At 60.5% G+C, this 16,560-nt stretch carries 19 protein-coding genes; 14 read left to right on the top strand and 5 right to left on the bottom strand.

Annotation, left to right across the window (positions count from 1 at the left end; all coding sequences use genetic code 11):
* Positions 1-35: 35 nt before the first annotated feature.
* Positions 36-245: a hypothetical protein gene (locus AF337_RS30745; protein ID WP_049735127.1), complete on the bottom strand. Its 210-nt coding sequence runs from the start codon at positions 243-245 to the stop codon at positions 36-38.
* A gap of 1 nt (position 246) precedes the next feature.
* Positions 247-447: a hypothetical protein gene (locus tag AF337_RS30750; protein WP_049735128.1), complete on the bottom strand. Its 201-nt coding sequence runs from the start codon at positions 445-447 to the stop codon at positions 247-249.
* Positions 448-571: 124 nt separating this feature from the next.
* Between AF337_RS30750 and AF337_RS43840 the strand changes: the two genes are divergently transcribed.
* Entirely contained in the window at positions 572-745 is a 174-nt protein-coding gene (locus AF337_RS43840; protein WP_167347820.1) for a hypothetical protein, read from the top strand.
* Between the two features lie 167 nt (positions 746-912).
* Here AF337_RS43840 and AF337_RS30755 read toward each other — a convergent pair whose 3' ends face one another.
* From AF337_RS30755 to AF337_RS30765, 3 genes are all read right to left on the bottom strand, one after another.
* Positions 913-1,356 carry an SRPBCC family protein gene (locus tag AF337_RS30755; protein WP_049735129.1) on the bottom strand — a complete coding sequence of 148 codons (444 nt, stop codon included), beginning with the start codon at positions 1,354-1,356 and terminating at the stop codon, positions 913-915.
* Positions 1,357-1,472: 116 nt separating this feature from the next.
* Entirely contained in the window at positions 1,473-1,886 is a 414-nt protein-coding gene (locus tag AF337_RS30760; RefSeq protein ID WP_049735130.1) for a GFA family protein, read from the bottom strand.
* Positions 1,887-1,930: 44 nt separating this feature from the next.
* Entirely contained in the window at positions 1,931-2,623 is a 693-nt protein-coding gene (locus tag AF337_RS30765; protein ID WP_049735131.1) for a type 1 glutamine amidotransferase domain-containing protein, read from the bottom strand.
* A gap of 224 nt (positions 2,624-2,847) precedes the next feature.
* On the opposite strand from AF337_RS30765, the gene AF337_RS30770 reads away from it, so the two are divergent.
* The 13 genes from AF337_RS30770 to AF337_RS30830 all read left to right on the top strand — a co-directional run bounded on the left by AF337_RS30770 (position 2,848) and on the right by AF337_RS30830 (position 16,419).
* On the top strand, positions 2,848-3,849 hold the full coding sequence (locus AF337_RS30770) for a LacI family DNA-binding transcriptional regulator (RefSeq protein ID WP_049735132.1): 1,002 nt from the start codon (positions 2,848-2,850) through the stop codon (positions 3,847-3,849).
* A gap of 109 nt (positions 3,850-3,958) precedes the next feature.
* Positions 3,959-4,993: a sterol desaturase family protein gene (locus tag AF337_RS30775; RefSeq protein ID WP_049735133.1), complete on the top strand. Its 1,035-nt coding sequence runs from the start codon at positions 3,959-3,961 to the stop codon at positions 4,991-4,993.
* Positions 4,990-5,301, top strand: a complete 312-nt coding sequence (locus AF337_RS30780; protein WP_049735134.1) for a MocE family 2Fe-2S type ferredoxin — start codon at positions 4,990-4,992, stop codon at positions 5,299-5,301. The genes AF337_RS30775 and AF337_RS30780 overlap by 4 nt, the downstream gene beginning before the upstream one ends.
* 72 nt (positions 5,302-5,373) lie before the next feature.
* Entirely contained in the window at positions 5,374-6,318 is a 945-nt protein-coding gene (locus AF337_RS30785) for a substrate-binding domain-containing protein (RefSeq protein WP_049735135.1), read from the top strand.
* Positions 6,319-6,377: 59 nt separating this feature from the next.
* Complete coding sequence (locus tag AF337_RS30790) at positions 6,378-7,583, top strand: NAD(P)/FAD-dependent oxidoreductase (RefSeq protein ID WP_049735136.1); 1,206 nt, start codon at positions 6,378-6,380, stop codon at positions 7,581-7,583.
* Positions 7,580-8,413, top strand: a complete 834-nt coding sequence (locus tag AF337_RS30795; RefSeq protein ID WP_049735137.1) for a sugar phosphate isomerase/epimerase family protein — start codon at positions 7,580-7,582, stop codon at positions 8,411-8,413. The genes AF337_RS30790 and AF337_RS30795 overlap by 4 nt, the downstream gene beginning before the upstream one ends.
* A 198-nt stretch (positions 8,414-8,611) precedes the next feature.
* Positions 8,612-10,264 carry a putative bifunctional diguanylate cyclase/phosphodiesterase gene (locus tag AF337_RS30800; protein WP_049735138.1) on the top strand — a complete coding sequence of 551 codons (1,653 nt, stop codon included), beginning with the start codon at positions 8,612-8,614 and terminating at the stop codon, positions 10,262-10,264.
* A 45-nt stretch (positions 10,265-10,309) separates the two neighbouring features.
* Positions 10,310-10,801 carry a hypothetical protein gene (locus AF337_RS30805; RefSeq protein ID WP_049735139.1) on the top strand — a complete coding sequence of 164 codons (492 nt, stop codon included), beginning with the start codon at positions 10,310-10,312 and terminating at the stop codon, positions 10,799-10,801.
* Positions 10,798-11,970 (top strand): methyltransferase domain-containing protein, encoded by a 1,173-nt coding sequence (locus AF337_RS30810; RefSeq protein ID WP_049735140.1) that lies wholly within the window; start codon positions 10,798-10,800, stop codon positions 11,968-11,970. Before AF337_RS30805 ends, AF337_RS30810 begins: the two co-directional genes overlap by 4 nt.
* Positions 11,970-14,324 (top strand): SpoIIE family protein phosphatase, encoded by a 2,355-nt coding sequence (locus tag AF337_RS30815; protein ID WP_152971249.1) that lies wholly within the window; start codon positions 11,970-11,972, stop codon positions 14,322-14,324. The genes AF337_RS30810 and AF337_RS30815 overlap by 1 nt, the downstream gene beginning before the upstream one ends.
* Before the next feature lie 3 nt (positions 14,325-14,327).
* On the top strand, positions 14,328-14,888 hold the full coding sequence (locus AF337_RS30820) for a slr1658 superfamily regulator (RefSeq protein WP_049735142.1): 561 nt from the start codon (positions 14,328-14,330) through the stop codon (positions 14,886-14,888).
* 7 nt (positions 14,889-14,895) lie between these two features.
* A complete protein-coding gene (locus tag AF337_RS30825) occupies positions 14,896-15,234 on the top strand; it encodes a slr1659 superfamily regulator (protein WP_049735143.1) in 339 nt (112 codons plus the stop codon).
* A 528-nt stretch (positions 15,235-15,762) separates the two neighbouring features.
* A complete protein-coding gene (locus AF337_RS30830; protein WP_049735144.1) occupies positions 15,763-16,419 on the top strand; it encodes a hypothetical protein in 657 nt (218 codons plus the stop codon).
* Positions 16,420-16,560 lie beyond the last annotated feature (141 nt).

Consider the following 16,560-nt stretch of genomic DNA (forward strand, 5'->3'; position numbering starts at 1 on the left):
GAGCAAGGCTGGGAACGCCCTCTGGCGACTTCGATCTACCGCATCCGGCCTTCATTCATATCGGCGGGATCGTAGTTGATGTCCCAATCCTTCTCCGGCTTCTTCGTGCCGGGCAGGCCCTTGTTCACGGTCGCATCTTCGGAACCGGTGATGACGGTCGGTTTTGCGCTGGCCACGCCAGTGCTTTTCCTGTCGGCCCGGGATTTGGCGAACTGGCCGGCGGCGTCTTTTTCGGGGTTGGCCATCTCATTCGCCCTTCTGCTTCATCGCGTCACCGATAGTCTGCGTTTCGGGATCGCGGTTGTTTTCGTCGTGCGCGTCGCGGTTTCTGTCCGGATCGTCCTTGGCTTTCAGGTAGCCGCGCGGGGTATTTCCCTTCGGCCCTTCCCAGCGGGGGGATTGGTCGGTGGTGCCGGGGGCGCCGTCCTTGGGGGTCGTCATGCCCATCGTCGTTTCTCCTTGGTTGAGTAGGAAAAACCGGGAAAGGCGGCAAGTGTTCCCGCAGAAAATATGGAACAGCGTCGTCCCCCATCGGTTTTCCGAGGTCGCAACCTCAAACAGGGAGCCGAAAATGAGCAAGACCAACGTCCGTGAAATTCAAAAACGCGCCGAACAGCAGGTCAGAAACACCAGCGCCGGCGGCCACCTCGGCGGCACCTATTTCGGTCAGCAGCCCGACGGCAAAACCGCCTCGGACAGCAGCAACGACAGCGCCAAAGCCAGGCCCAACGACGGGAGCAATTAAGCGGCGCATATGCGTCCTCTGTCCCATTATCAGGGTCGGAGCATCTCCAAATACCTGTTGGGCCCCCACCTCCCTCCATCATTGGATGGTCGCGCACCCGCCTCGCCCTTCGGCCCCCTTTCGCGGGGCGCCTCGGGGTGAGGCTCTCTTGGGTGGCGGCGCCAGCCCTATTGCTGGATATCGGGTTCCACCACCCTCGCGAGGTTTTTCAGCGACTCCTGCCAGCCGAGATAACAGGCTTCGGGCGGGATGACGTCGGGCACGCCTGCCTGGACGATATCCACCTCGGTGCCGACCGAGACCTTTTTCAGCGTCACGGTGACTTCCATTTCCCCCGGAAGATTGGGGTCGTCGAATTTGTCGGTATAGCGAACGAGTTCGCCCGGGACGAGTTCGCGGAATTCGCCGCCGAAGGCATGGCTGCTGCCGGTGGTGAAGTTGCGGAAGGACATTCTGAACGTGCCGCCGACAACAGGCTCAAGATGGTGCACGGTGCAGAGGAAGCCGTTCGGCGGCAGCCACTTGGCAAGCGCATCCGCTTCGATGAATGCGCGATAGACCTTCTCCGGGCTGGTCGCGAGAACGCGGTGCAGGCGTATGGTGTTCGGCATGGTCGTGATCCTTTTGAATGGATGGAATGGACGAGCTAAGGACGGATCGGGTTTGACCGATCCGACATGGGAACGATCTTTTCTTCAGGAAAAATCGCTCGGAGCCGGATCGCCCGTCAGCTCGGCATGCCTTCGAACTGCGGAAGATGGAGCGGCGTCGCCCAAGCAAGCCGCCGTTTGATAAACATCTCGACCCCCGGCTGTATCAACTCGGGCCGATCCAGGCTGCCAAGGGTGACGAAGACGAGGCCGGGGAAGCTCTCCAGATTGCTGCTGAACAACCTCGCGCCGCAATCCGGGCAGAAATTGCGGTCGAGGCCCTTGCCGGAATCGGCGATATAATGAAACGCCTTCGGACTGCCGGCAGTCAGGGTGAAATCGTCCTGCGGCACGGCAAAGAAGGTCGCGGCCTCGCCGCCCGAGGCTTTCTTGCAATCCAGACAATGGCAGTCTGCGACGAAGGTCGGATCTGTGTCGAAGCCGAACTGCACCGCACCGCAAGCACATTTTCCCGTATATTTCCTGCTCATGCCGGGGGTCCTTCAGCTGTTTCAAGATCTGCGATCGGTGCACGTCAGGCAGCGGCCTGCTCGCCCAGCGCATGCAGCAGCAGGCGGGCGGCCTGCTTCGATGAGGCTGGGTTCTGCCCGGTGATCAACTGATCGTCCTGGACGACGTGGACGGCCCAGTCTTCCGTCGCAGAAAACTTCGCCCCCTGCTCCTTCAGCACGTCTTCGAGCAGATAGGGCACGACCTCGACGAGCTGCACGGCCGCCTCCTCGGAATTGGTAAAGCCGGTCACCGTCCGCCCCTTGGCGATCGGCCCACCGTCCGCCGCCTTGACCTTGGTCAGGATTCCCGGCGCGTGACAGACGAGCGCCAGCGGCTTTCCCGCGGCGAGCGTCTCCTCGATCAGCGCGTGCGCATTGCGGTCGTTCGTCAGGTCCCAGAGCGGCCCGTGGCCGCCGGGGAAAAACACGGTGTCATAATCCGCCTGGTCGACGTCGGACAGCCTCAACGTGTTGGCGAGCGCAGCCGTCGCGGCCGGGTCTCGTTCAAATCGCCTCGTATCTTCCGTCTGGAACGCCGGCTCGTTGCTCTTCGGATCGAGCGGAGGCTGGCCGCCTTTTGGCGATGCGAGCGCGATCTCGGCGCCGGCGTCGCGGAAGACGAAATAAGGGGCAGCGAGTTCCTCGAGCCAGAAGCCCGTTTTCCTGCCGGTATGTCCCAGTTGATCATGCGATGTGAGAACCATGAGAATTTTCATTTTGCCCAGCTCCTTCGGTCCGGCCGGAGGACAAAACCTTCCGCGTCCGGTTTACGGTGAAATCTGCCTGCAATCTCATGTTGAACTCAAGAAATCATAGATCGGCCGCCGCCGCGAGACAAGTCGGAGCTCTCCAAATACCAACTGTGAGATTTGAGGCGAAGATGTATGAAGAGAAGATCTGACGCGCAGAGATCAACGAAGGCGCGCAAGGGATCTGGAACGTGAGCAAGCCGAATTATCGGGACATCGCCCGCCATGCCGGTGTGGGAACCGCGACGGTCGAGCGGGTGCTGAACGGGCGTGGGGGTGTTCGCCCCGAACTGGTGGAGAAGGTCATATCCGCCGCGCGTCGCCTGGATTACCCGCGCAAGCTTCCCGAGACCCATCGCGGCCTCCTCAGGATAGAAGTGCTGATGGTTCGCCCGGAAACGAGTTTCTACCGTCGTCTTTCCCATGCTTTCGAGAGAATTGCGGCCACCCTCGATCCTTTGGTCGTCGTACATCGCAGCTTCACCGACGAAATGAACGCCGAGGCAATCGCGCGACGTATCCTGTCCACCGACCTTTCCCGCGCCGGGCTGATCCTGGCGGTGCCGAGCAGCCCGGTGATCGGCGCCGCGGTGGAAAAGGTCAATGCGCAAGGCCTGCCGGTCGTCCATGTCGTCACCCGCGCCTCCGAGCGCGTCGGAGAATTCATCGGCATCGACAATGTTGCCGCCGGCCGGACGGCGGCACTCTATATCAGCCGGATGGCGCCGCGGAGCGGGCCTGTCGTGGCAATCTGCCATCCCATCTATCAGGTGCATCGCGATCGGATCCGCGGCTTTTCGGCCTATTTCCAGGACTATCCCGGCGCCTCCAGTTTCGAATGGCTGGGATTTGGCGGCGATGAGGAGCGGCCGAGCGCCGAGCTCCTGTGGGCGGCACTGGAAATCTATCCCGGCCTTGCCGGGCTCTACAATGCCGGCGGCGCCAACGCCGCGCTGATCGAGGTGCTTCGCCGGCATCCGCGCGGCCGCGACGTCTTTTTCGTCGGGCACGAATTGACCGATTACACCCGGGCGGCGCTGCAGGACGGCATCATGGATGTGGTGCTGGATCAGGCGCCGGAGGCGCAGGCGCGGCGCGCGCTCGATCTCGTTCTGAACAGGATAGGCTTGACCGATATCAAACCGGACCAGGCACCGATCCGTTTCATCACCATCACCAAGGAAGCGCTTTGATCTAATCAGATCAAGGAAGGCTTCGGCATTCGCCAGCGCCCCTGCTAATTTCCCGCCAGCAGAGATGTGGGCGACGCGGAGACATCCGGCGCGCCGTAAGGAGATGCCAATGGATGATCTGAAATTCGGCAAGCGCAACAAGCGCGGCGACTGGGCGCCGGACCAGCCGGCCGAGACCGCGCCGCTTTTCGCCTTTCCGCCGCGGCTGACGGCGGTCCTCAAATGGCTGCCGCATTATTTCCTTCCCTGGAATGCGATTTTTGCCGCCTCGGCCGTCGCTTATTGGGCCTGGGTCATTCCGCCCGTGGAGACGATGACATCGCCGCGCCTTGGCTGGATCGCCTGGCTCTATGCGATAAACGCCATCGCGGTCTTCCTGTTCTACGGCGCCTTCGAACTGCATCTCTACGTGTTGAAGCGGCAGCAAAACCGCTTCAAGTACAATGGCAAGTTCCCGGCCGACCACAAGAGCACCGCCTTCTGGTTCGGAAGCCAGAACCTCGACAATATCCTGCGCACCTTCCTGTCAGGCGTGACTATCTGGACCGCCGTCGAAGTCGGCATGCTCTGGGCCTATGCCAATGGCTACGCGCCGTGGCTGAGTTTTGCGGAAAATCCATGGACGCTGGCGCTCGTCGCGCTCGTGGTGCCGATCATTCACGAGTTCCATTTCTTCTGCATACACCGGCTGATCCATACGCCCTTGCTGTACAAATGGGTGCACTCGGTCCACCACAATTCGGTGAACCCGTCGCCCTGGTCGTCGCTGTCGATGCATCCGATCGAGCACCTGCTCTATTTCGGCACGGCGTTCTACCATCTGTTCCTGCCCTCCAACCCGATCATCATGCTCTACCAGCTGCATTATGCAGGTTTCGGGGCCATTCCCGGCCATGTCGGCTTCGACAAGGTCGAGATCGGTAAGGAGAGGCTGGTCGATAGCCACGCCTATGCGCATTACCTCCACCACAAATATTTCGAGGTGAACTACGGCGACGCGCTGATCCCGCTCGATAAATGGTTCGGCACCTGGCACGACGGCTCGCCCGAAGGCGAGGCGCAGATGCAGGAGCGCTACCGCCAGCGGAAGGAAAAACTGGCGGCCCGCAAGGCCCGCCTGGAAGTCGGGGGCGCTGCCGAATGACCTGGGTTTCAGCTGGCAAACTCGACGACATCGAACAGGAAGGCGCCATCCGCTTCGACCATGGCGGGCGCACCTATGCGATCTACCGTGGCCCGGACGACAGCGTCTATTGCACCGCCGGGCTCTGCACCCACGAGGCGATCCATCTCGCCGACGGACTGGTCATGGATTTCGAGGTGGAATGTCCGAAGCATTCGGGCGCCTTCGACTATCGCACCGGCGAGGCCCTCAGGCTTCCCGCCTGCGAAAACCTGAAAACCTATAGGGCCGAAGTGGTCGATGGGGAGGTTCGCGTGGCTCTGATCTGAGCCCGCGACATAGGCCGGCCTGAACGGCCTCCGGAACGGATCGGGCGGCCCGGCGCCCTTTGGGAGGATGAGATGAAATCAATCTGTGTGGCGGCCGTCCTGGCCGCCCTGACGACGACTGCTGCCTCGGCCGAGACGATCGGCGTGTCGATGCAGAGTTTCGACAATAATTTTCAGACGCTGCTGCGCGAGGGGCTTCAGGCAAGGGCGTCGAAGCTCACCGGCGTCAACCTTCAGATCGAGGACGCGCAGACCGACGTTTCCAAACAGCGCAGCCAGGTGGACAATTTCATCGCTTCGGGCGTCGACGCGATCATCATGACGCTCGCCGATACCTCGGCCGCCACCGGCATCAGCGAGGCGGCCCGAAAGGCGGGCATTCCGCTCGTCTATCTCAATCTCGAACCGGAAAATATCGCCAAGCTGCCGGAGAAGCAGGCCTATGTCGGGTCGAAGGAAACCGACTCCGGAAGGCTCGGCGCCGAGGCCGCCTGTGAGCTCCTGAAGAAAAACGGCAAGGCGAACAACGCGCAGGCCTATATCCTGATGGGCGATCTGGCGCATCAGGCATCGCGCGACCGCACTTCGTCGGTCAAGGCGACGCTGGCGGCAGGCGATTGCAAGGGCGTGACCATCGCCGACGAGCAGACCGCCGCCTGGACGCGCACCAATGCAATGGATCTGACCACCAACTGGCTCACCGCGGGCCGGCCGATCGACGTGATCTTCGCCAATAATGACGAGATGGCGCTTGGCGCGATCCAGGCGCTCAAGGCATGCGGCGTGTCGATGGACGATGTGATCGTCGTCGGCATCGATGCAACACAGGATGCTCTGGCCGCCATGGCCGCGGGCGATCTCGATGTGACGGTGTTCCAGAACGCCAAGCAACAGGCGGCCAGCGCCGTCGATGCGGCCGTCGCGCTCGCGCACGGCAACAGCGTCGACAAGGAGGTCTGGGTGCCGTTCAAATTGGTCACGCCCAAGAACATGACCGAATACGCCAGGAAGAACTGATCCTCCCCGGCCGGCGTCTCCTCCTCACGAGCGCCGGCCGCCTTTTCCACGGAGAAACCATGGACGGTATGGTCATCATCGGCGCCGGCGAATCCGGCACCCGCGCGGCCTTCGCGCTACGCGAGGCAGGCTATTCCGGACCGGTCACGCTGGTCGGGGCCGAGCCCCACCTGCCCTATGAACGGCCGCCTTTGTCGAAGACCGTGAACGGTGCGGTACAGATGAAGCCGATCTGCGCGGCAGAAGCGCTTGATGCGGCCGGCATCACCTATCTCAAGGGCTTATCCGCAGCCAAGCTGGATACCGGCGCCGGAACGGTTGGTTTGAGCGACGGGCGGGCGCTGCACTACGAAAGGCTGCTTCTGGCCACCGGCGCGCGGCCGAGACGGCTCACATGTCCCGGCGCAGCGCGTGCGCTCGACCTCCGCACCCACACTGAGGCCGAAGCGATCTTTTCCCGGGTTGCTCCGGGCCGGAGCGTGGCGATCATCGGCGCCGGTCTGATCGGGATGGAACTTGCATCGGTCCTTCGCGGAAAGGACGTTTCGGTCAACGTGATCGAAGCCGCACCGAGACCTTTGGGCCGCGCCGTCCCTGCCCGCTTTGCCGAAAAGCTGCACGCCAGGCATGCTGCCGAAGGTGTGCGCTTTCACCTTGACCGGGGCGTGGCGGCGATCAGCGACGACGGCGTCACCCTGACCGATGGCAGCCTGGTGCATGCCGATCTCGTCGTCAGCGCCATCGGGGTCCTGCCTGATATCGCTTTGGCGCAAGCAGCCGGACTGGCCACCGGCAACGGCATTCTGACGGACGCCTGTCTTCGCACCAGTGCGCCGAACATCTTTGCCTCAGGCGATTGCGCGGCGGTGGCTGAGCCCGGCGGAGGACATGTTCGCTATGAAAGCTGGCGGAACGCCAGGACGCAGGCCGAGACCGCGGCTCGGAACATGGCCGGAGCCGCCGAGACCTTCGGCGCCCTCCCCTGGTTCTGGTCCGACCAGTATGATCTTGGCTTGCAGGTGGCGGGGCTGCCGCGGCCCGCCCATCGGATCGTCCTGCGTTCGGCCGCGGAGGGTGAACTGGAATTTTATCTCGATAACGGACGCCTCGCGGCGGCCGCGGGCCTGGGCAACGGCAATGGCCTGGCCAAAGACATCAAGCTCGCCGAGATGCTGATTGCCGCAGGCATCAGCCCCAGCCTCACGGAACTGGCCGACCCGAGTGTGAACCTCAAAACCCTGCTGAAGAGCGCAAGGGCCGCGTGATGCAGAAGCTGCTGATCTTCCAGTCGCTCTGGGCCATGGAGCGCCGGCACACGGATGGGTTCGAGCGCACACTCGACGAGAACATCGCGATGATCTCCGAGGCCGGCTTCGACGGCATCAGCGCGCATTACACCAACCGCCCGGATGTCGTTGCCCTCAACGAGGCCATCCGGGGCACCGGCTTGAAGATCGAGGCGGTCTGCTTCCCTCGCTGCGTCGAGGATCTACGTCTGCCGCTGGAACTGGCCGCGGAATTTCCGGTCAGCCACATCAATCTGCAACCCGATATCCGCCCGCGGCGCATCGATGCCTGCCTGCCGCTTCTCGACGGCTGGATGCGGCTCGCTGAAGATGCCGGCATTCCCGCGTTCATCGAAACGCATCGCGACAGGATGACCGCGGACCTGTTCTTTACGCTGGATCTGCTGGATCAGCGTCCCGAACTCCCGTTGCTGGCCGACCTGTCGCATTTCCTGGTCGGCCGCGAATTCGCCTTTCCGGTCGATGAGGAGAATCACGCGCTGATTCGGCGCATCCTGCATAACGCCCAGGCATTTCACGGCCGGGTTGGCTCGCGCGAGCAGGTGCAGATCGAGATCTCCTTCCCGCATCACCGGCCATGGGTCGATCTCTTCCTCGAGTGGTGGGAGTATGGTTTTCGCCACTGGCGATCGCGCGCCGCCGATGATGCCGAGCTTGTTTTTACCTGCGAGCTCGGTCCCAAACCCTATGCGATCACGGGCAGGGATAACAACGACCAGACCGACCGGTGGGCAGAGGCGCTGGCGCTTCGGCAGATGGTGCTCGCGCTGTGGGCTGCCACGGCCTGAATTCGCTGACACCAGCCTCCCAATCGTGCAATTCCCCCTTTTGGATCAGTGTAGTGCGCCCTACATCGTAAGCGTGTGGGCAGCGGTTTGGGATTGTTAATCAGGCATGCCTAATGTAAATCTTGACGTGCACAAGTTGTGCGTCGATTTATTTGCTACGATATCTGGTTCTGACGTCCGACTGGGAGAGGCTCGAAGATGCGGAAAATTCGTGCGGCCAGCTCGGCCCTCGGACAAACACAGGCAGAAGCTTCGAGTTCGATCGACCGGCTTTTGTTCTTTGACCGCGACTTCAATCCCGTCGAGAATTTGCTGGGCAACGAGCTGCCTGCATCCGTCAAACCGGCAGCGTCCCTTTGGGAACACTTTCCACAGCTGGACAAATCGGCGATCACGCTCGCTTTCCGCTCACTGGATGACAGTGCCCAGCCGTTGCGGATATCGGGCGATCTGGGCGGGCCCGCGTCGCACGGGCTGACGATCTATCGGATCGGAGAGCTGTTTGCCGTGGTTCGCTCCGAAGAGCTTGTTGACGACGAACGTGCGACCCTTCTGCATCTGGCGACCCACGACCCTCTGACGGGACTGCCGAACCGACGCCAGTTCAGCGACGACCTTGCTGTGCTGCTGCAGGAGGCCGCAAGCTCGAACGAGACCCTGTCGCTGATGCAGCTCGACCTTGACGATTTCAAGCCCGTCAACGACACGCTCGGGCATCCGGCCGGTGACACGCTTCTTCAATCTGCCGCAAGGCGTATTCAAGACTGCCTGAGCAGCGATGACAGAGCCTATCGCCTGGCTGGCGACGAATTCACCGTCATTTCCAGGGGACCGGGACATCCGGCCAAAGCGCACCGGTTGGCGGACGCTTTGGTCGCGGCATTCAAAAAGCCCTTCACGATCGACGGCATTGCCCTCTTTGTCGGCACCAGCATCGGCATATCCACATCTCCTCCGGACGGGACAAGTCCTGAGGCGCTTATGAAGGCGTCCGACCTCGCGCTCTATGCCGCCAAGCAAGAAGGGCGCGGCCGGGCAAAAGCCTTCGATCCCGCAATGCTTGAATTACTGGAGCAACGCGAATTGCTGCGCCGCAGCCTCCGCATGGCCTTGGACCAACAGCAATTCTTCGTCGAGTACCAACCCCTTGCCGAAGGCGGCTGCATCGTCGGGTTCGAAGCGCTGCTGAGATGGCACCACCCGCTGCTTGGAAAAATTCCACCGGCGGCATTCATTCCGATGGCCGAGGCCGATGGAATGATGCCTGACATCGGCGCATGGGTTTTGGAGCAGGCATGCCGCGAAGCGATGAAGTGGCCTGAGAATTACATCGTGGCCGTCAATGTCTCGGCGGCGGAATTCTTGACGAGCGGCCTCACCGATCGCATTTCGCAGACGCTGGACCTGGTCGGACTTCCGCCCGAGCGTCTGGAGCTTGAGATCACCGAAAGCGTGCTGCTCGAGCGGACCGTCAACAACATCGATACCCTGAATACACTCAACGTGCTGGGGATACGGATCTCGCTGGATGATTTCGGGACCGAATATTCTTCGCTGAGCTACCTCAAGACATTCCCTTTCGACACGATCAAAATCGACAAATATTTCATCACCGATCTGGAAAGCGATCCGAAAAGCCAGACGATCGTCCGCTGCATCGTCAACCTCGCACATGGTCTCGACATGCAGGTGACGGCCGAAGGGGTCGAGACGCCGGCTCAGGCCGAATGGCTGCACAGCGTGGGCTGCGACAGGCTTCAGGGCTATCTGGTAAGCAGGCCGCTTCCGGTCGAGGCGATCGGCGAGTTTATCACCCGGGCTGAGACATCCGTGAGCCACGCGCTGGTATAGCAAACGACCGATTTTCGCCGTGCTTTTTGACTGATGGAGGCTGTATTGGAAGAGGAAGCATCTGGCTTCGATGACCATGCATTGGCGCCGATGGTGTCGCTGGAACTGAATGTTGCGATGTTCAAGTCTCAATGGCAGTTTTGCGACAGGATTACCGAATATCTCGCCGACATTCTCGGCCAGGGTCACAGCGATCCGGCTCGATATTCGAATTTTCTTTCCGTCGCGGCCAACGAGCTCATTGAACTTGCTTTCCGTTCGACCGATGAGCCGGGAAGGATAAGTTTCAGCCTCTATCGGAGCGCGACGTCCAACCGGCTGCGAATTGCCTTTGCCCGCGAGGACCGCGAGAGCACCGGTCTGCGGTCAAGTGAACGCCAGTCTCGCCTCAGCGCCGGATCCGACCTGAAGCCCGATGGGGCGATTTTGCTCAGCGATCTGGCAACCATATTCCGCGCCGCTATCCGAATTGAGAAGAACGGCGCCCAAGGGATTCAAATCATCGCGGATTTCCCCTCCGCCGAGGATTTCCAATGAATGTGCTTCCGCTGCCCTTCACCGTCCATTTTGATCCGACAAATCAGGAGCTGCTGCTGTCCGGCAAGATGCGGCCCGAAAGTGCAAACGAGATTGGCGACGCCCTCAAGCTGGTGCGGCAAAGCTTGGAAAAATACAGCGGCGTCATCTACCTGAACGTCAAACGTCTGACGCACATCAACATGACCGCTTTCTCAGCCCTGTCCGATATTCTGACGGCACACTGCCGGACCAGGCCGGAGCGGAAGATTGTCATCATTACGTCGAGCGTCGTCGCCTGGTCGACTTCGCTGTTCCAGACCCTGGCGGCATCGCAGCCGAACCTGGCGGTTGAAGTCTACGATTCGGCTTTTTATCCGGGCCAGAGCTTTGTCGAGGATGAGAGTTTCATTCCCATTCTGCGCACCCAGACGAAAATGACATGGAGGCACGAACGCGAGTTACTGCCGCGCCACGGACTGCGCAACGGTCTTATCATGGCGGATATCTGTTGCGGAATTGGTGATTTCGCCGCCCTGGTTCAACGGGAATTCAAACCGGAACGGCTTGTGGCGCTTGATCATTCCGTGCGCAGCCTCGACTATGCCCGCAAGGTCGCTGCCGACTTCGACCTGCAGGGGATAGAGTACACCTATGGCGACGCCTCCCAGATGCTGCTTCGGGACAATCAGTTCGACTTCGTCACCTGCCGGCATTCGCTGCAGATTTTCAACCGTCCCGAGATGCTGCTGCGCGAGCTTTACCGCATCTGCAAGCCCGGCGGCCGGGTCTACATCACCAACGAAAAAAATTCGCATTGCCTGGGCGAGCCGCATGCGGAAACGATCAAATGGACCTACGAGGAGGTCGCCAAACTGTTCAAGCACTTCGACATGGATGTCGAGATGGGGCCGAAAAGCCGCCATCTCCTTGCCGATGCGGGATTCGACAATATCAAGGTCGATTGCTTCATGGTGACGAACCTCGATGGGGATCCTCAGGATTTCGCCGACATCATCGAAGCCTGGGAAAATGTCTATGCCGGCGAGATGGCGGTGCGGCGCGGCGACTCCGTGGATTTTATCCGCAGGTTCCGGCAAGGATTCAAGGATCACGTCTTTGCCGCCCTTCACCCCAAAGGTTATGCAGGCTGGCCGATCTGGGCAGCTTCCGGGCGAAAGCCACTGTGATGGACGCGAGATCACCGAAGACCCCGGCAGGAATAGGCTTTCGGGCAAAGTTCATCCTGGTCGTCGGCGGAGCAGTCCTCTTCGACCTGCTGGTCAGCGGCGGGCTGGCGCTTTGGAACGTTCAGAGGCTGTCGCGCGACGCAACGCTCGAGGTCGGCCAGGGTCTTGAAGCGGCAAGCCAGGAATATATCCGCACCTATGCTGACTCGACCGCGGCACAGGTGAGTTTGCTGCTGCGGCAGGTTCATAGCGACGTCAGCACGCTGGCAGGCGTGCTCCAGGCGCAGATCGACGATCCCGCGCGCAATTCGGACGTCGGCGCGGCAATCGCCCGCACATCGCCCGGCAGCGTCAGCCTTTCCTACGATCAGCAGGGCAAGTGGTCTCAGAACGCTCCGGGCTCGGTCTCGGTCGTGAGCGTCTGGGGTTACCTGCTCGGACAAGACCAGAAGCCAAGACCCGACGTCGAGAACGATATTCGCACCAGCGCGGTTCTGGATCTTGTTGCGCCGAGCCTGCTGCAGCACGGTGCCTCGAAGCTGCAGATGTATTACATCGGCTCGAAAGAACGGCCGATCTTCCGAACGGCGCCCTATACAGACCAGGCCCAGACCTTCGACCGCCTTTATCCGGGCCATAACGAGGCCAATTTCTGGGACTTCTTTTTCCCGGGACTTTACGAGTCCTGGCAGGGCTGGGCCAAGGATATGCAGACGCGGCCGGTCGCTGGCGACATCACCCAGACAGCGCCCTATACGGATGCCATTACCGGCAAGCTGATCGTCAGTTTCTTTCATCCGCTATGGACAGCCGACAGAAAGGATGTCGCAGGCACCGCCGGCGCCGATATCACGCTCGACCAGCTGGCGCAGACGGTCGAAAATGTCAAAGTGGCGCAATCCGGCTTTGGGTTTCTGGCAATGTCCGACGGCAATGTCGTCGCGATCAACAGCACCGGCGAACAAACGCTCGGCCTGCGTTCCGCCAGCGATGCGAGCGGAACCGGTGTGACCGGCCTCGAGCGCTCGCTGAAGGGAAGCTCTCAGCCTGCGATCGCCAAACTGGCGCTGGACCGCGAACAGGGCATTCAGCATTTGCTGTTGCAGCAGGACGGCAGCGAGGTCCCCTATATCGTCATCGTCAAGAAACTGCCTGCGACCAATCTCTGGTCCAGCGGCCCGGTTCGGCAGGAGGCGATGCTGCTCGGGGTTGTTGTGCCCGAGCGCGAAATCGATGCCTCGCTCTATGCCGCCCAGGCCAAGATCTCAGAGGCGACGAACCGGATCGTGCTCTACCAGATTCTGGCGATCCTGATGTCCCTCTTGATCGTGACGATCGCGGTATTTGCCGCCTCGAAACGAATAACCAGCGGAATCAGCGCATTGGCAGGTGCTGCCAAACGCATTCAAACGAAGGATTATTCGGTCAGGGTGGCCATCTCGAGCAGGGATGAAGTCGGCGAGGCCGGTGAAGCGTTCAATCGCATGGCCGAAGAGATCAGCTATCACACCGAAAATCTCGAGCAGCTGGTCGAAGAGCGAACCGCTCAAATTGAAGATGCCAAGGAAGAGATCTCGACGCTGAACGCCCAGCTGCAGCGAGAAAACAGACGTCTTGGAACGGAACTCGCGGTCGCAGAGCGAATCCAGCTGATGGTTCTTCCGCTCGATCAGGAACTCGAGGACTTTCAGGCGCTCGAGATCGCGGCCTATATGAGACCGGCTGAGGAAGTCGGCGGCGATTATTACGACGTCTTGAAGAACGGAAGCCGCTTGAAGATCGGCATCGGCGACGTCACCGGGCACGGGCTGGAAAGCGGCGTGCTGATGCTGATGGTTCAGTCCGTCGCCCGCGCCCTGCAGGAAGCCGGCAACACCGATGCCGTGCAATTTCTGACGAATCTGAACAGCGCCCTGTTTAAGAATATCGTCAGGACGAAAATCGATAAGCACCTCACTCTGGCGTTTCTTGACTACGACGGAAAAGAGATGATCCTGTCGGGACAACACGAGGAAGTTGTCGTCGTCAGGGCAAACGGCGAGGTCGAACGCATCGACACCATGGATCTGGGCATACCGATCGGGCTGGAGGCCGATATCTCAACCTTCATCAAAACCCGTCAAATCGCCTTCGAAAAGGGGGATCTCATCCTCCTGCATACCGATGGGGTAACCGAGGCCGAAAATGATGCCGGAGAATTGTTTGGCATGGAACGCCTGTGCCGCGAAGCCGTTCGCTTGAAGGATCTGAGCGCTGAGAAAATCGTTGCCGAAATTGTCGCGACGCTGATGCTCTTCATCGGATCGCAGAAGATTTACGACGACATCACGCTTCTCGCAGTCCGGCACAGGTGAGACATGAGGGCAACGGTATACGGCATTGAATCTCTGACAGAGATAAGCCTGGATTCGGGCACGCGCCTCACCTTGACCGATGGACCGCTTCAGCTTGGATGGAAGCACTCCGGAATGACGGCCGACTTCATAGCCGAGGTCATGGCCCTGCCCTTCTCACGGTCGAGAAAAGCCTACATGCAGGCGCATCATGACATCGGCTATCTCAGCAACGAGCTGATCGAAAACGCCGTCAAGTTTCGCCAGCCCGGCGAGATCCTCATCGAAGCCGGCATATCCGAGGGACGCTTTTTGATACGGGTAAGGAATACCATCGATGGCGCAACAGCCTCGCGCTTTCAGCAACTGCTGCATCGCCTGCAATCGAAGGATCCCGGGGAACTTCTCCTTGAGCAAATCGAAACCAACGCCATATCGTCTGCAAGCGGTTCGGGCTTGGGTTTGCTGACCCTTCTCAGCGACTACGACGCAAAAATGGCATGGGCATTCGAAGAAAATAATGCTGAACATATCATACTGACGACGACTGCAGCCGTGGCAATGCCGCCCTCCTCCAATCCGTGAGCGAAGAATGGAAATCAGCGACGAAAACTTCCGTGTATGGGCGGAACAAAACGAAGTCTATTTCGACGGCGTCTTCCGCCTGGCCGGACCGGACGCCTATGCGCCGATCTACTCATTGATAACAGGCCTGCTCCACGACGGGCACAAACAGGTGACGTTCAATCTGACCGGCCTCGAATTCCTCAATTCCTCCGGCATCAATCTCCTGGCCAAGCTGACCATCGAAGCCAGGAAAATGGGCGACCTGCTGCTCGTCGTCAAAGGCACGCACCAATATCCCTGGCAGGCGAAGTCGTTGCCGAACCTGAAGAAGCTGCATCCGCTTCTTGATTTGCGCTTGGCGTGAGCGGGGGCGAGGAACTATTTGCGGCGCGGGGGCCGGTTCTCGTCTGCCTGCTGGCGGCCATCGTCACGGCCAATCTGGTGGAGTCAAAACGATAGGATCGATTTGGGGGGCGTGGCTGCAGGTCGTTCGTAATATCGCGCGCTCCTCCCTCATTCCTGTGCTCGTCACAGGAATCCAGCCACGGCGCGTCCGCGCCGTGAATGAATCATGTCGCGCCGAAAAAGTCTTTCGCGCCCAAGGACTTGGGCGCACTGGATTCCTGTGACGAGCACAGGAATGAGGGAGTGTGAGGTGGCGTCTCCGCCCAATCCTCCGCTCATATCGGTGTAGAACATACCACCTCCTCCTCCTCAACCCTCCAGCGGACGAAGCCGCACCCATCGTGCCCAGCGCTTCCTCTAAGACCATAGGCCGGGGCCTCTCACTGGACCTCAGTCCGATGTGCAATGCGCGATCCGCGGTTAATCTTTCACAACTGCTTACGTCGTGAACTGCACGACGCCTATTGATCTCATTCGGAGGAAAACCATGCGGATAGCAACCTTAGCGTCCCTGACTGTGCTCTCGCTGGCTCTTGCCGCAGGCCCGGTCACGATTGCAGGTCACGACATGGCCGCACTGGCAAAGGACGGTGGTAACGGTGGTGGCAATGGCGGTGGTAACGGCGGCGGCAACGGTGGTGGCAATGGAGGCGGCAATGGAAACAGCGGCAGCCATGGCAGCGGCAACCACGGCAGCGGCTCGACCCATGGCAACTCCAACTCTCAAGGCTTCAAAGGCAAATCCTCGGAAGCGGCAGGCAAGTCCAAATCGGCCAAAACAGACAGGGTCGCCGCCACAAAAGAGAAAAACCTGTCGGCGCAGCTTGCGGGCCTGAACTCCTTGAAGCGGAATTACAGGGCGTTGATGCATACGTCGGACCCCCGCATGGCGGCCATCTCGGCCTATGCCCTGGCTTACGCCCAATATGAAATCGACAACGGAATCGAGCCCGCAGCGACCGACCCTCTGCTGGGGGACGCGGCGCTGGAGGACGCATTGGCTTCCGCAACGAAATCCGGTCAGGTGAGCCCAGCGGTCCTGGCAGAAGCCAAAAACATTCTCGGCGTGGGCGAAGCGAACGGCAAGATCGATCAGATCCGCACCTCACTTGAGGACGCCGCGCCGGCGACGTCAGATGAATAGCCACGAGTGGGTTGCGTGAGGTGCGCCGCCGATTCGGTTACAGCTGCGCACCAGACTATGAGAGCATTTCCGTCTCTGTCTGAGTAACGGAATGCTCTCTTTTTTTGAGCAATTTTCGGGGCGCAAAACGTGCTCTGAGAG

It is taken from the genome of Rhizobium ecuadorense (genome assembly GCF_001187535.1).
In the GTDB taxonomy this organism is placed as follows: domain Bacteria; phylum Pseudomonadota; class Alphaproteobacteria; order Rhizobiales; family Rhizobiaceae; genus Rhizobium; species Rhizobium ecuadorense.

Coding starts and splice junctions, on each gene's coding strand:
- AF337_RS30745 (WP_049735127.1), bottom strand. CDS start 245: ATGGCCAACCCCGAAAAAGACGCCGCCGGCCAGTTCGCCAAATCCCGG.
- AF337_RS30750 (WP_049735128.1), bottom strand. CDS start 447: ATGGGCATGACGACCCCCAAGGACGGCGCCCCCGGCACCACCGACCAA.
- AF337_RS43840 (WP_167347820.1), top strand. CDS start 572: ATGAGCAAGACCAACGTCCGTGAAATTCAAAAACGCGCCGAACAGCAG.
- AF337_RS30755 (WP_049735129.1), bottom strand. CDS start 1,356: ATGCCGAACACCATACGCCTGCACCGCGTTCTCGCGACCAGCCCGGAG.
- AF337_RS30760 (WP_049735130.1), bottom strand. CDS start 1,886: ATGAGCAGGAAATATACGGGAAAATGTGCTTGCGGTGCGGTGCAGTTC.
- AF337_RS30765 (WP_049735131.1), bottom strand. CDS start 2,623: ATGAAAATTCTCATGGTTCTCACATCGCATGATCAACTGGGACATACC.
- AF337_RS30775 (WP_049735133.1), top strand. CDS start 3,959: ATGGATGATCTGAAATTCGGCAAGCGCAACAAGCGCGGCGACTGGGCG.
- AF337_RS30780 (WP_049735134.1), top strand. CDS start 4,990: ATGACCTGGGTTTCAGCTGGCAAACTCGACGACATCGAACAGGAAGGC.
- AF337_RS30785 (WP_049735135.1), top strand. CDS start 5,374: ATGAAATCAATCTGTGTGGCGGCCGTCCTGGCCGCCCTGACGACGACT.
- AF337_RS30790 (WP_049735136.1), top strand. CDS start 6,378: ATGGACGGTATGGTCATCATCGGCGCCGGCGAATCCGGCACCCGCGCG.
- AF337_RS30800 (WP_049735138.1), top strand. CDS start 8,612: ATGCGGAAAATTCGTGCGGCCAGCTCGGCCCTCGGACAAACACAGGCA.
- AF337_RS30810 (WP_049735140.1), top strand. CDS start 10,798: ATGAATGTGCTTCCGCTGCCCTTCACCGTCCATTTTGATCCGACAAAT.
- AF337_RS30815 (WP_152971249.1), top strand. CDS start 11,970: ATGGACGCGAGATCACCGAAGACCCCGGCAGGAATAGGCTTTCGGGCA.
- AF337_RS30820 (WP_049735142.1), top strand. CDS start 14,328: ATGAGGGCAACGGTATACGGCATTGAATCTCTGACAGAGATAAGCCTG.
- AF337_RS30825 (WP_049735143.1), top strand. CDS start 14,896: ATGGAAATCAGCGACGAAAACTTCCGTGTATGGGCGGAACAAAACGAA.
- AF337_RS30830 (WP_049735144.1), top strand. CDS start 15,763: ATGCGGATAGCAACCTTAGCGTCCCTGACTGTGCTCTCGCTGGCTCTT.